The 12,854-nt window shown below is 70.1% G+C and carries 13 protein-coding genes and 2 pseudogenes; 9 read left to right on the forward strand and 6 right to left on the reverse strand.

Annotated elements, in window-relative coordinates; genetic code table 11:
- The first annotated feature begins 140 nt into the window (after positions 1–140).
- The 3 genes from LPU61_RS17115 to LPU61_RS17125 all read left to right on the forward strand — a co-directional run bounded on the left by LPU61_RS17115 (position 141) and on the right by LPU61_RS17125 (position 1,925).
- Positions 141–1,031, forward strand: coding sequence for a hypothetical protein (locus LPU61_RS17115; RefSeq protein WP_229405474.1), 891 nt, complete (start codon positions 141–143; stop codon positions 1,029–1,031).
- 210 nt (positions 1,032–1,241) lie between these two features.
- Positions 1,242–1,673, forward strand: coding sequence for a hypothetical protein (locus LPU61_RS17120; protein ID WP_229405475.1), 432 nt, complete (start codon positions 1,242–1,244; stop codon positions 1,671–1,673).
- Between the two features lie 111 nt (positions 1,674–1,784).
- Positions 1,785–1,925, forward strand: a complete 141-nt coding sequence (locus LPU61_RS17125) for a hypothetical protein (protein WP_229405476.1) — start codon at positions 1,785–1,787, stop codon at positions 1,923–1,925.
- 30 nt (positions 1,926–1,955) lie between these two features.
- On the opposite strand, the gene LPU61_RS17130 is transcribed toward LPU61_RS17125, so the two are convergent.
- The 4 genes and pseudogenes from LPU61_RS17130 to LPU61_RS31515 form a co-directional block, all read right to left on the reverse strand.
- The gene (locus LPU61_RS17130) at positions 1,956–2,912 is read right to left on the reverse strand and encodes a cyclase family protein (protein ID WP_229405477.1); all 957 of its coding nucleotides are present in this window, start codon (positions 2,910–2,912) and stop codon (positions 1,956–1,958) included.
- A 126-nt stretch (positions 2,913–3,038) separates the two neighbouring features.
- Positions 3,039–3,137: pseudogene (locus LPU61_RS17135) on the reverse strand (DUF397 domain-containing protein); the annotation flags it as partial.
- A gap of 101 nt (positions 3,138–3,238) precedes the next feature.
- Positions 3,239–3,337 (reverse strand): annotated as a pseudogene (locus LPU61_RS31510) (XRE family transcriptional regulator); the annotation flags it as partial.
- Positions 3,338–3,393: 56 nt separating this feature from the next.
- Positions 3,394–3,807 carry a Scr1 family TA system antitoxin-like transcriptional regulator gene (locus LPU61_RS31515; protein WP_255700152.1) on the reverse strand — a complete coding sequence of 138 codons (414 nt, stop codon included), beginning with the start codon at positions 3,805–3,807 and terminating at the stop codon, positions 3,394–3,396.
- A gap of 299 nt (positions 3,808–4,106) precedes the next feature.
- Between LPU61_RS31515 and LPU61_RS17145 the strand changes: the two genes are divergently transcribed.
- From LPU61_RS17145 to LPU61_RS17155, 3 genes are all read left to right on the forward strand, one after another.
- Positions 4,107–5,081, forward strand: coding sequence for a sodium:calcium antiporter (locus LPU61_RS17145; RefSeq protein ID WP_229405478.1), 975 nt, complete (start codon positions 4,107–4,109; stop codon positions 5,079–5,081).
- Positions 5,082–5,164: 83 nt separating this feature from the next.
- Positions 5,165–5,935, forward strand: coding sequence for a phytanoyl-CoA dioxygenase family protein (locus LPU61_RS17150; RefSeq protein ID WP_229405479.1), 771 nt, complete (start codon positions 5,165–5,167; stop codon positions 5,933–5,935).
- A gap of 39 nt (positions 5,936–5,974) precedes the next feature.
- Positions 5,975–6,808, forward strand: a complete 834-nt coding sequence (locus LPU61_RS17155; RefSeq protein WP_229405594.1) for a TrmH family RNA methyltransferase — start codon at positions 5,975–5,977, stop codon at positions 6,806–6,808.
- On the opposite strand, the gene LPU61_RS17160 is transcribed toward LPU61_RS17155, so the two are convergent.
- Positions 6,793–7,203 (reverse strand): DUF1232 domain-containing protein, encoded by a 411-nt coding sequence (locus tag LPU61_RS17160; protein ID WP_308102571.1) that lies wholly within the window; start codon positions 7,201–7,203, stop codon positions 6,793–6,795. The genes LPU61_RS17155 and LPU61_RS17160 overlap by 16 nt on opposite strands.
- 82 nt (positions 7,204–7,285) lie before the next feature.
- Complete coding sequence (locus LPU61_RS17165; protein ID WP_229405481.1) at positions 7,286–7,504, reverse strand: hypothetical protein; 219 nt, start codon at positions 7,502–7,504, stop codon at positions 7,286–7,288.
- Between the two features lie 419 nt (positions 7,505–7,923).
- On the opposite strand from LPU61_RS17165, the gene LPU61_RS17170 reads away from it, so the two are divergent.
- The 3 genes from LPU61_RS17170 to LPU61_RS17180 all read left to right on the forward strand — a co-directional run bounded on the left by LPU61_RS17170 (position 7,924) and on the right by LPU61_RS17180 (position 12,848).
- On the forward strand, positions 7,924–10,050 hold the full coding sequence (locus LPU61_RS17170) for an NACHT domain-containing protein (RefSeq protein ID WP_229405482.1): 2,127 nt from the start codon (positions 7,924–7,926) through the stop codon (positions 10,048–10,050).
- Positions 10,051–10,236: 186 nt separating this feature from the next.
- Positions 10,237–11,142 carry a bile acid:sodium symporter family protein gene (locus LPU61_RS17175; protein WP_043969027.1) on the forward strand — a complete coding sequence of 302 codons (906 nt, stop codon included), beginning with the start codon at positions 10,237–10,239 and terminating at the stop codon, positions 11,140–11,142.
- A gap of 515 nt (positions 11,143–11,657) precedes the next feature.
- Positions 11,658–12,848 (forward strand): cellulose binding domain-containing protein, encoded by a 1,191-nt coding sequence (locus LPU61_RS17180; protein ID WP_229405483.1) that lies wholly within the window; start codon positions 11,658–11,660, stop codon positions 12,846–12,848.
- Positions 12,849–12,854 lie beyond the last annotated feature (6 nt).

The following is a 12,854-nucleotide window of genomic DNA, read 5'->3' on the forward strand; positions in this document are numbered from 1 at the left end:
GCTGGTCGACGAGCTCGCCCGGCGCGGAGCGGCGGACATAATCCTTTGTCCGCAGGCAACCAGTTCGCCCGCAAGCGGCGTACCAGATGATCCGCCGCCGCAAGGGCATCGCCTAACTTCAAGCTTGGAGAGGAGGACGGTTGTCCCCGTCCGACCACCCCTTCCACCTCTGGATCGCCCGCGATGCGCAGGTGACCGCTGTCGCCCTGACCGAGATGCGGATGAGCGGCAGGGCGAACGTGCATGAGTGGGGCAGCATCACGGAGGTGACCCCCGGCAAACAGATCACCGGGAGCGCGGCTAGCAAGCGCGCCACCATCCAGCTCATCGCGGTGGCCATCGTCTCCCTGTACGTCTGCGGCCTGGCGTCCGCCGCCTACTGGTGGTTGCTCCTGATCGTGGACCTGGCCCTCGTTCTGCTGGCGGTTGCCGCCGGGTTCAAGGCGGCCAGGCGGAGCACCGTGGTCGCCCCCGACATCGACCTCTACCCAGGCATCCACCGCCTGCTCACCACGCACGAGGAACGGCTGTCGTTCCGGGATCTCCAGGCCCTGGCGGAGCGGATCGGCAGAACCCTCCCCGCTCTGGACAGTCTGGTCGACCCGAGCGACGCCGCCGAGTTGGTGGCGGAGAGCCTCTGGGAGGGCGCGGCGGTTCTGGCGCGCAGGCAGGAGATCCGCGAGGTGCGCGACGAACTGGGCCGGCACGCGTCGGACGGCACCGTCGAGACGAACCGCGCCCGCCTCGACCTTCAGAGTCAGCAGCAGCGGGCCGGCGACCTGTGGGAAGAGGTCAATGCGGACCTCGCGAGGCTGACGTCCCATCTGATGGCGACCGCAGCGGCGGGGGAGATGTTCGTCCGCGACCAGGATCTTGATGACACGTTGCAGCGCACGGGGGCGGCCCTCGACAAGCTGTCGCTCGACGGCTCCCACGCCGGGGCCTACGCGGGCGAGCAGCTCGCCGACGAGACGACGGCCGTGTTGACGGCCTACCGCGAGCTGAACGACCTGTACGGCGGAAAGTCCTAGCAGCACCGACAACCGAATCGACCGCGACGCACACTGGGGGCTTGATGCGGGCGCAGGAACGCGTGGTCCGCGCGCCGACCTGTACGCGCTCGGCTGCGTCCTGTTCGAACTGTTGACCGGCCGACCGCTGTACCGGGCGGAGAGCGTGCTCGGCGTCCTGCACCGGCACCTGAGCGATCCGTACCGTCGGTCGCCGACCACCGGGCCGGCGTGCCCGACGACCGGGTCCGGCTCGTCGCGCGGCTGCTCGCGAAGGACCCGCAGGACCGACCGGCGTCGGCCATCGAGGTGTACGAGGTGCTGGCCCCCTTCAGGGCGGTCGAGGCCGGCATCGCCTCCGACGTCCCGATGACGATGGCCGACGGCCGGCAGGTCGACCCGACGATGCCCTGCCGTCACCCGTTCGGCCCGCTGCCGCCGAGGGAACCCGCTGCCCCGGGCGGCGCGGGGGTCGTCCGGCCGCGCGCCGTGCCGGAGGTCGTCGAGCCGCCTTCGCTCGACGAGTTGGCGCAGCTCCAGGAGCGCGTCCCGCCGGGCGCTGCCCGAGTTCCTGCGGCTCGCCGCCGACCTCGCCGGGCGGCCGAGACCCGACCGGGAACTCATCTGGAACTGCCGCCAGCAGGCAGCCGTGTGTCAGGTTGAGCTGGCGAGGGCGCGGCGGCCCTGGCCGAGCTGCGGGCGCTGCCGGCTGGGGCCGGCGAACTGTTCGCCCTGCGGCAACACATCGCCATGCTCGCCGCCGGGTTGGGCGAGGTGGCCGACGCCAGGCGGCAGCTCCGGGCCCCGCTGGGCGACGTGGCACGCGCGCACGGCAGCGGATCCCCGGCCGCCGAGGAGATCGAGGCGCCTTTGCTCCACCTGGACCGGCTGGAGGACGACCGGCGAGGTGAGTGAGTCACCGACGACGACAGGCGTGAACTGCGGTCAGAACGTGGCGATCGGGTTGACCGGGCTGCCGGAGGTGCCGGCGAAGCGGACCGGTGCGACTGCGAGGTGGAAGTCCCACTGGCCGAGCTCGGCGGCCGTCGCCGCGCACGCCTCCAGGTCGCAGTTGTCGAGCAGCCACAGACCCATCGCGACAAGGCCAACAGCGTGAACCGGCATCAACACGTCGTCGTACCCCGACGGCTGAACGTCCTGCGGGGTGTCGGCGGCGATCAGCGCGACGCCGCGTTCGTGCAGCCACGGCAGGCAGGACGCGTGCCAGCCGGCCTGCGTGAAACCGATGGACTCGCCGGCCTCGTGTCGGGCGCGGCCATAGCCGGTCCGTAGGAGCACCGCATCGCCGGAGCGCACCCGCACACCCTGGCGGCGCTCGGCCTCCTCGAGATCGTCGGGAAACACACCCTGCCCCGGTGCCAACCACGGCACACCCCGGGCCCTCGCGACGTCCAGCAGGACGCCACGCGTGATGATGCCGTTCGCCGCCGCCGTGACGGCCGCCCACGCCGATCCCGTCGCGGGGTCGACCAACGAGTGCGACCGTCCGTTGTACATCGTGCCGTCCCAGAAGACGTGGCACGGCGAGTCGACGTGGGTGAGCGTGTTGCCGTGGAACGTGATGCCGATCCGCTCGGACGAGAAGCCCCAGCGCCGGTCGGCGTGGAAGCCGGGCACGGGCATGTTCTCGGCACCCGGCATGTCGGCGGCGCACGGGCACGACGTCGTCGCCCGTTCCATCTCTTCCGGTGCGGCAACCTCCCACGCGCACGACACGCTCCTACCGTGGCGGACGGCCCGCGCCGCCGCCAGCCGGACGTCGTCGGTGATGTGGTTCAGGGTGCCGAGCTGGTCTTCGTCGCCCCACCGTCCCCAGTTCGACAGCAGGTTGAAATACCCGAGCACGTCGTCCTGTGTCGGTATCGCTCGCCCTGCCGTCATCCCAGCATCGCTCCTCCGGTCATGCGGTGTGAAACACCGCAGGCAGGGTATCCCGCCGTCGGATCGAAGACCGTGGTGACCGGCCGATCAATAGAATCGTCTGCTCCGCCGGCCGCGCACCCGGCATACGTGGCCGGGCAGATTGTCGGCGACTTCCACGCACGCTCCGCCGTTGTCGCCGCTGCGGGTGCTCTTACGCCATTGGGCGCGGGCCAGTTCAGCCATGGTGGACCTCTCCAATGATCTTGTTGATCAGCTCTCTCGATTTGCTCATCGAGAGCCAGTCGACCCAAGCTCGCCCACACCTTCTCGTATGCGGCGATCTCGTCTGGCCTGTCCAGGTAGAGAGCGCCGGTCAGTGACTCGCTGTAGATGTCGGAGGGATCGGGCTCGGCCCTGTTGCGGAGGGGAAAGTCGAGCATCATGAAGGTTCCGGCGAGTGCGCCGTAGCTGAACTGCCGATCTGCTTGAGCAGCAGCGCCTAGGCGGGCACCGAACTGACCACAGGGGCCTTCGGTAGCCGTCGCCGCAGGATCCCTTGCCGCTGAAGCCGAACGCTGATGAACTGATCCAACTCCTCTTCGCTCATGTCGGTGCGATGCTGGAAGACGCCTCGGGCGTATGCCTCGGTTTGGAGCAGGCCCGGGATCAGCGAGTCGTCATGGCCGCGTAGCCGGGATGCGGCGGACTCCAGCCCCACGTACATCTCGAACCAGTCGGGGATGGCGTCGCCGTACGAGTGCCACCAGCCCTTGGCCCTGGTCTCGGCCGCCAGGGCGGTCAGGGCCTTGGTCAGCTCGCGCGTCGCTCCGTACACCTGGCACATGCCCTGGACGTCGATGGGCCGGACGGCGCCCAGGCCGCTCTCGATTCCCGGCTTCTCTCGGTGTTGCATTTTGTTACCTGCATCTTGGCTTCGGTGAAACATCGGAATGGTGCCCTGGGAGTGATTCGGGAGGTGGGCGACCAATCGATCGGTCTGCGCTTCCGACCCTACAAGACGCCTCCGACGAGAGCTGTCACCGTGCAATTCCCACGCGGTGCCGGGTAGAGCCGATCGGGCCGGGATCTTACCCCTGGCCTGCGCGGCATCGATGTGCAACGATGACGCCTCGAAGTGCCGAATGGCTGTTGTCGACCGGTGGCGCAATGCGCCGACCCGGCCGATCGTCGTGGAAAGGGGGCGCCCGGCTCTTGTCGTCGATACTTCTCTTCGTCGTCGGTGCCGCACTGCTGGTCTACAGTGCGGAAAAGCTGATCTCCTATCTCGTCGGTGCCGCGTCGGGCCTGCGCGTCTCGGTCTTTCTGCTCGCGATCATCTTCACCGGAATAGAGTTCGACGACGTCGCCTTCGGGGTGGCGCTCAACATGGAGGATCTCAGCGGCGTCGCGCTCGGCACCGTCTTCGGCACGGCGATCTCGATGATCGGGGTGGTGCTCGCCCTCGCCGCGATCATCTCGCCCACCCGGGTCGCCGTCCCGGGCCGCTACCTCGCCCTGTTCGCCGTCGCGCCGCTGGTGCTGATCCCCTTCCTCGTGTTCGGGCCCCTCACCCCGCTCTACGGCGTGCTGCTCCTGCTGCTGTTCGCGCTCTTCCTCGGCTACGTGGCCAGGCGGGAGCTTCGGCGGGGCACACCGGCCGCCGGCAGGGCACCCTTCGTCGTGCCGATGCCGTTCGACCGGGCCCGGCCGCTTCCCGGCTGGGCGGCGATCGGGCTGGCCGTCGTCGCGCTCGTCGGCCTCGTCGTCGGTGCGGCCATGACCAGCATCGGCACCGAGGGCCTGCTGGAGGAGTTCCGGATCCAGGGGGCCCTGTTCGGTGCCACCATCGCCACCCTCGTCCTCACCCTCGAGGACGTGCTCCTGACCGTCGAACCCACCCGCAGGGGCGCCGCCGACATCGGCATCGCGAACGTCGTCGGCAGCGTCGTGTTCGGTGTGACCGGGAAGCTCGGCATCATCCTGCTCGCCGGGGGCAGCGTCGTCGTCGGCGACGAGGTGCTCGCCTGGCACCTCCCGGTGCTCGTCGGCATGACCGTCCTCGCCGCCGGCTTCCTCTCCACCGGCCGGCTGCGGCGCTGGCACGGGTACGTGCTGCTCGCCGCCTACGTCGCCTACTGGGTCGTCAGCTTCGCCGTCTTCGGTGAAGCGCCGGTCGAGGCCGACTGACCGGCGCTGTCGCGGCCAGACCCGACAGAAGCGGCGCGCGAAGTGTCGGGTGCCCGGCACCGGTGTCGCCGCACGATGGGGGCATGGACGACACGACCCTGGTATCCCGGTTCCTTCGCGACGGCTTCGTGAAGCTGCCGGGCGCCGTCGCACCGCGCGTGGCCGCGGACTGCGCGCGGCTGCTGTGGCGGGAGACGGGCTGTGACCCGGACGACCCGGCCACGTGGACGAAGCCCGTGCACTGGGTGCCCGGCCTGGCCCAGGGCCCGTTCGCCGCCGCGCCCAACTCGCCGTTCCTCCACCACGCGTACGACCTGCTCGTCGGGCCGGGACGCTGGGAGCCGCGTTACTCGCTGGGCACGTTCCCGCTGCGTTTCCCGCACCCCGACGAGCCGAACGACGCCGGCTGGCACATCGAGGGCAGCTACCTGCCGGAGGGGGCGAACTGGTACTTCACGAACCTGCGCTCCCAGGGGCGGGCGCTGCTGATGCTGTTCCTGTTCAGCGAGGTAGGCCAGGAGGACGCACCGACCCGGATCCGGGTCGGCTCGCACCTCGACGTGCCGAGGGTGCTCGAGAAGTACGGCGAGGACGGGGCGAGCGGGCTGGACATCGCGCCCGACCTGGTGGCCGCCTCCGACCACCGGCCCCTCGCCCTGGCCACCGGCTCCCCGGGCGACGTGTTCCTGTGCCACCCGTTCCTGGTGCACGCGGCGCAACCCCACCACGGGACGCGGCCCCGCTTCCTGGCCCAGCCGCCCCTGATGCCGGCCGCGCCGTACGAGCTGGAGCGGGCCGACGGCGCGTACTCTCCCGTGGAGATCGCGATCCGCCAGGGCCTCGGGTGGGCATAGGCGGCTGACGAAGACGAGGGAGGCGGGACAACGGTGGGTCTGCGGGTGACTGGCCGCAACGCGCGATTCCAGCAGTGGGAGGCGCTGCTGCGTAACCGGACCAAGCGGCAGCGCCGCGGCGAGTTCCTCGTGCAGGGCGTACGCCCGATCGCCGTGGCCATCGAGCACGGCTGGCAGATCCGGGAGCTGCTCTACGACGCCGACGTCCAGCTGTCCGGCTGGGCACGCGAGACCCTGGACGCGGTCCGGGCCGAGAGGTTCGCCGTTTCCGGTGAGCTGATGCACGAACTGGGCGGCAAGGCGGACGCGGTTCCCGAGCTGCTGGCCGTGGTCGCGCTGCCGGAGGACGACCTGTCCCGCATCCCGGCCGGGCCGACCACGCTCACCGTCGTGTTCGACCGGCCCACCAGCCCCGGCAACATCGGCACCCTCATCCGGTCCGCGGACGCCTTCGGCGCGTCCGGCGTCATCGTCACCGGCCACGCCGCCGACGTGTACGACCCGAAGGCGGTGCGGGCGAGCACCGGCTCGCTCTTCGCGCTGCCCGTGGTCCGGGCGCCCGCACCCCAGGCCGTCCTGTCCTGGGTCGCCGGACTTCGCGCCGACGGAATCGGCGTCGGCGTGGTGGGCACCGACGAGCACGGCCCACTGGAGGCCGCCGAGTACGACTTCACGCAGCCCACGCTGCTCCTGATCGGCAACGAGACCACCGGTCTCAGCGCCGGCTGGCGGGCGGCCTGCGACCAGCTCGTCCGGATCCCGATGACCGGGGCCGCCAGTTCCCTGAACGCGGCGGCCGCCGCGACCGTCGTGCTCTACGAGTCGGCACGCCAGCGCAGCGGTGCCGCCCGGGGGTGTCAGGCGGTGCCCTGACTGGCCGAGGGCGTGCCGAGGAGCCGCTCGATGAGCCGGGTCTCGCCCGGCCAGGCGGCCAACAGGACGTCCCGGGGCACCTGCCGGCCGGCGTAGCGCAGGGCGAGCGCCACCACGACGATGTCGTCGAGGGGGCCGATGACGGGCAGGAACTCGGGGATCAGGTCGACGGGGCTGGCCACCCACAGGCCGGCGAGCAGGATGGCGAGCTTCGCCCGGCGGGGCACCCGGGGATCCCGGCGCAGCCGCCGGACCATGGTGACGCAGTCCGGGACGAAGGCGGCGAGGTCCCGCAGCAGGCCGGGCGGGAGCCGGCGGGCCAGCAGGATCAGCAGCGCCCAGGAGGCGCCCAGCAGCGCGACCGCGCCGGCCAGGGCAACGGCCCAGTCGCGCAAGGCCAGGTCGTGATCGAGTACGGGGTGCACGACTGGTCAACGTAGTCGCGACCCCCGGGGACGTGGGCAGGAGGTGCGGGTGTCAGCAGGAGCCCTCGTGCCAGCTGAGCTGCGTCACCGTCACCGGAAGATAGAAGATGTTGCCACCGGGGGGCGTGCAGAGCGTGTAGTAGCTCGTCGACCCGTCCGGCCAGGTGTAGGAGTAGCTCATGTCGACGTTGCGGGGCGTGTAGTTGTAGTAGGTCTTCGCCGGGGCGCTGCCGGACCACTCGCCGGCGCTCACCAGGGACGGAGTCTCCACGGGGGCGGGGTTCGGGTACGCCCAGTTGGGCCAGACGCAGAACGTGCCCTGCGCGCAGTTCCCAGGCGGCCATGCTTCTGCCGCCCCGGAAGGCGCCGCCGACGCGGCGGGCGCGGTGGCCAGCAGGCTCGCGGCGGATACGGCAAGGGCAAGGGACCTCAGCAGCACGGCGTTCCTCCCAAAAATCATTGACGTACGTCAAATTAACGGCGGAAAGTTGAGCGGTCAAGAACTTGGTCATGATCCCTGGTCGAGCAGGCTTTCGACCGTTCCGAAAACCGCGGCCACACCGGCTCGTCCACAAGGGATAAACTGTTGTCTCACCGGAGCCCGGCGGCCCGGGCCCCATCGGAGGACGGGATGTCTGGACCGACCTGTTCGTAGGCCTGCTCAGGCTGCCGTCCCCCGAATGGTTCGTCGTGATCTCCATCGCGGTCGGGGAGGAGGCGTCGATGAATCTGACGGAAGGTCCACGCCGGACGGCGACACGACGCTGGCCCTGGGTGCTCGCCGGTGTCGGCATGGTGGCGTTGGTGTGGTACCTGGCGGGGCCGGTCGTCGGGGACTACCTCGACGCGGACCTGCCCACCCGTGACCAGATGAGCAGCGTGGCCTCTCTCTGGGTCGCCATGGTGAGCCTGTTGGTGTCCACGATCGCGGTCTGGTCGCAGCACCGGCAGGCGTCCCGTTCGGCGCCCGTGAGCGTGCCTTCGGTGGCCGATGTGGCCGAACAACTCGGCCAGGCGGTGCAGCATCAGTGGGAAGGGGAGGAAGAGCGCCGCCGCATCCATGATCCGGTCGCCCTGTCCCTGCGCTGGAAGGCCGTCGACACGTTCTTCGACCACAAGAAGAACATCGGCCGGTCTCCGGCACGCGCACAGAGCCGACCGATCCAGTTGGACGGGCGGCTCAGCGAGATCGCGCAGGTGTACCTGAGCATTCCGTCCAGGCGGCTGGTCGTCCTGGGTTCCGACGGGTCGGGGAAGACGGTCCTGGCGGCGCGGTTGGCGCTGGATCTGCTGCAGGTGCGCCAGCCCGGGGACCGGGTGCCGGTCATCGTCAGCGTCGCCGCCTGGGACCCGACCACCACGGACCTGGCCGGTTGGTTGACCGCGAAGCTGGCACGCGACTATCCAGGGTTGGCCCCAGCGCGGTCCGGGCTCCCGAACCTGGCCGCCGAACTGCTCAAGGCCCACATGATCCTGCCGATCCTCGACGGATTCGACGAGATCCCCAGGGGTCTGCGCAACCGGGCGCTGAAGCGGCTCAACGACGTCCCGAGAATGCCTCTCGTCCTCACCAGCAGGCCCACCGAGTACACCGCTGCCATCGGCAGGGGACGTGTTCTCAGTGGGGCTGCCGGCATCGAGTTGGCCGCACTCGATCTGCACGACATCGAGGACTACCTCTCCCGCACCACCCGTCGGGAGGTCCTCCGCGACGGTGACCACTGCGGAGTGTGGGATCCGGTCCTGGACAGGCTCCGTGAGCAGCCGGCGCACCCGGCCAACAGCGCGGTACGGCGGGCGTTGTCCACGCCGCTCATGCTCTCCCTGGCCCGCACCGTCTATGGGGACACGCCCGAGCACGATCCGCTTGAGCTGCTCGACGCGGCCCGGTTTCCCGACTGCGAGGCCATCGAACGACACCTCGTCGCCGCCTACCTGCCCGCCGTGTACGAACACGCTGGCAGGAACGGGCGCCACTGGCCGCCCGAGCGCGCCCACCGTTGGTTGGCCCACCTCGCCTCGCACCTCGACCAGTCCGACAGCCGCGACATCGCCTGGTGGCGCCTACGGAACGGCATACCCAAGGTGCACCGCTTCTGGGCGTTTCTCGTCGCGTTCTATCCCGCAGCGACGTTCGGCGGATTCGGGTTGTCGCGGGCGCTTCATCTCGAGCCGGTTTCCTTCGTGGGGCCACTGATGGGGGGCTTCGTGGCGCAGGTGCTGGCCAACGTCACCTGCGTGCCCGCGGAGGGGCCCGATCCCGCCCGCACGCGTTTCGACTTCCGCCGTCGCCTCCCGCACCTGGTGAGCATGCTCTGGCTCGGGCTCATGGCTGGGCTGACGGCCGGCAGCATTCTCGCCTGGCTCATCGGGCCCCCGATCGGGTCCTCGTTCGTGATCGCATTCGGATTGGCCCTCGGGTTGTCGATGGCGGTCACGGCCGCATCGCACAGCTGGATCGACATCGACACGGAGGTCAGCCCCGCGAGCGCCCTGTCCGGTGATCGGAGGCACACGATCCTGACCCTGCTCCAACTGGGCTGCGCGGTGTCCGTGTTCGCGTCGTTCATCTCCGGGCCGGTGTATGGCGTCGTGGTCGGGCTCGCGACCGGGCTCATGTGGGCACTCACGAGCGCGTGGGGGCAATGGCTGGTCCTGATACGACTCTGGCTGCCCCTGCGGGGCCGCCTGCCGTGGCGCACGTTCGCCTTCCTGTCGGACGCGCGAGACCGGGGTGTGCTGCGTCAGGTCGGAGCTGTCTACCAGTTCCGCCACGCACGGCTCCAGCATTACCTGTCGGGGGCTGACCGGGCCTGATCCGGGCTCCTGGCCCCTGGCCCCGCACCCGTGCCCGGCGGCCACCTTCGGCCTGACCGAGGACGTCTTGCGTCACTGTGCAGCTGACGCCGACAAGGGCTGCGCATAGGGCAATCTTCGAGAACCGGGGTGGTGGCCGGCGGTGTGAAACTCATGGATCTCTTACTCCCGGAAGGCGGAGTCATCATGAGTAACGACACCGTGCTCATACTTTTTCCCATCGCTGTCGGCATCGTCATGCTCGGGCTCGGCCTCACGCTGACCCTCGACGACTTCCGCCGCGTGGTGCGCTACCCCAAGGCGATGGTCGTCTGTCTGGTCTCCCAGATGCTGATCCTGCCGGCGATCTGCCTGGGCCTGGTCGTCGCGTTCGACCTGCGGCCCGAGCTGGCGGTCGGCATGATGCTGCTCGCCGCCTCGCCGGGCGGCAGCACCGCCAGCCTCTACAGTCACCTGTTCAAGGGTGACCTCGCGCTCAACATCTCGCTGACCGCCGTCAACTCCGTGCTCGCGCTGTTCACCCTGCCGGTCATCGTGAACCTGTCGGTCGCGGGCTTCGTCGGTTCGGACAGCTCGATCGGCCTCCAGTTCGACAAGGTGATCCAGGTGTTCGCCCTGGTGCTGATCCCGATCGCGATCGGCATGGCCATCCGGGCGAGATTCACCGACGCCGCCCTGCGGCTGGAGCGCGCCGTCAAGGTCCTGTCGGTGGTGGTGCTGATCCTGATGATCTCCAGTGTGATCGCCGGCCTCGGCTCGGAGGTGTTCGACATCCTCGGCGAGATCATCCTCGCGGTGGTGGCGTTCAACCTGATCAGCATGGGCCTCGGCTACTTCGGCCCCCGGCTGCTGCGCGTCGGCGAGCGGGAGTCGATCGCCTCGGCCTTCGAGATCGGCCTGCACAACGCCAGCCTGGCCATCACCATCGGGATGAGCCCGACGCTGCTCGACAACTCGACGATGGCGATGCCGTCGGTGACGTACGGCTTCGTCATGTTCTTCACCGCCGCCGTCTTCGGTGTCGTCGTCTCCCGGCGGGTGCGCGCGGGCACCGCCACCGGCGACTTCTCGGCGGCCCCGAGCCGGGTGTGACGCCGCTGCCGCGCCGGATCCGATCCCGGTCGGGTCCGGCGCGGCCGTGGTCGCGCCCGTCGCCCTGGCCGGTGCTGGTGCGGGCGTGCGCCGGGACGCGGGGCGGCGGCGTTGACGGTGGCTGACGGCTGCCGTAACGTCATAGCGACGCATGTCGATGGATGGTCGGGTCGTCCGGGTCTGAGGCCGCATCCACCTGGCGATTCCGGGCAGTTCGCCATGCGGGTCGCCGCGTCCGTCAGCAACCGGGCCATGGGAAGCCGCCGGCCCGCCGGGGACTGTTAACGCTAACACCACCACCCGCCCCTCGCCCCTCTCCACCACGCCCCACCCTGCCCCGCCGCCACCCCGCTCCGCCCATCTCCACGCTCGCCGATCTTGCAGTTCGGGCCCCTCGCATGGGCGGTCGGCGCCATGTGTCGGGGCCGCAGGTGCAAGATCGGCGGACGGGCGTGGCGGAGGTGAGGCGGAAGCGGAGAGGGACACGGGGGTGGCCGGACCGAAGGAGAGAAGTCATGGGGAATCGAAAGCGGCTGGCCCTGCTGGCCGTCAGCACGGCCGCGACCGTCACCGTCGCGGCCGCCGGGGTGGCCGTGGCGCAGGCGGCGGCGGCCGGGTGCGCCGTACGCTACGCGGTGTCGTCGCAGTGGTCGGGCGGCTTCAACGCCGACGTCACCGTCACCAATCTCGGTGACCCGCTGACCTCCTGGCGGCTCACCTGGACCTACGCCGCGGGGCAGCAGGCGACCCAGGCGTGGAACGCCACCGTGACCCAGAGCGGCGCCCAGGTGACCGCGACCAACGTCGCGTACAACGGCGCGGTCGCCACCAACGGCACCGTCGGTTTCGGCTTCACCGGTTCGTGGAGCGGCGCGAACCCGGTGCCCACCAACTTCGCGGTCAACGGGGTGACCTGCAACGGCCCGACGACCCCGACGACCCCGCCGCCCACCACCACTGCGCCGCCCACGACGCCGCCGCCCACCACGCCGCCGCCGATCGGCGACTACCCGCCGTCGGGCCGGCTGTGCAACAGCACCGACGCGATCGACATCGGCAAGTACTGGATCCCCAACAACCAGTGGGGCGCCGGCACCGGCTCGGGCAGCCAGTGCATCTGGACCAGCGGCGGCTCCGGTGACCGCATCTCGTGGGGCACCAGCTACAACTGGAGCGGCCAGGCCGGCACCGTCAAGTCGTTCGCGGCGGCGATCCTGGGCTGGCACTGGGGCTGGCGGCGGCAGAACACCGGGCTGCCCGTGCAGCTGTCCGCCAACCGCAACGTCAACACCAGCTGGCAGTTCACCGTCACGCAGAACGGCACCGTCAACCAGAACGTCGCCTACGACTGCTGGCTGCACCCGATCGCCAACCCGGGCTCCGCCGACCAGCCCTCGGACGAGCTGATGATCTGGCTCTACCGCTCCAACGCGTCCCCCGCCGGCAGCCGCCAGGGCACGGTCACCATCGCCGGCACGACCTGGGAGATCTGGCGCGGCTACGTCGGCACGTGGAACGTCTACTCGTACGTGCGGACCAGCAACACCACCAACGTGAACCTCAACATCCGCGACTTCACCAACGACCTGGTCGCCCGGGGCTGGATGAGCAGCTCCAAGTACCTGACCAGCGTCCAGGCGGGGCCGGAGATCTTCACCGGCAACGGCCAGGTCACCACCAGCACCTACTCGGTGACCATCAACTGACGCGGG

The organism is Micromonospora sp. NBRC 110038 (genome assembly GCF_020884815.1).
Classification (GTDB): domain Bacteria; phylum Actinomycetota; class Actinomycetes; order Mycobacteriales; family Micromonosporaceae; genus Micromonospora; species Micromonospora haikouensis.

Coding starts and splice junctions, on each gene's coding strand:
- LPU61_RS31515 (WP_255700152.1), bottom strand. CDS start 3,807: ATGCAACACCGAGAGAAGCCGGGAATCGAGAGCGGCCTGGGCGCCGTC.
- LPU61_RS17180 (WP_229405483.1), top strand. CDS start 11,658: ATGGGGAATCGAAAGCGGCTGGCCCTGCTGGCCGTCAGCACGGCCGCG.
- LPU61_RS17150 (WP_229405479.1), top strand. CDS start 5,165: ATGGACGACACGACCCTGGTATCCCGGTTCCTTCGCGACGGCTTCGTG.
- LPU61_RS17130 (WP_229405477.1), bottom strand. CDS start 2,912: ATGACGGCAGGGCGAGCGATACCGACACAGGACGACGTGCTCGGGTAT.
- LPU61_RS17175 (WP_043969027.1), top strand. CDS start 10,237: ATGAGTAACGACACCGTGCTCATACTTTTTCCCATCGCTGTCGGCATC.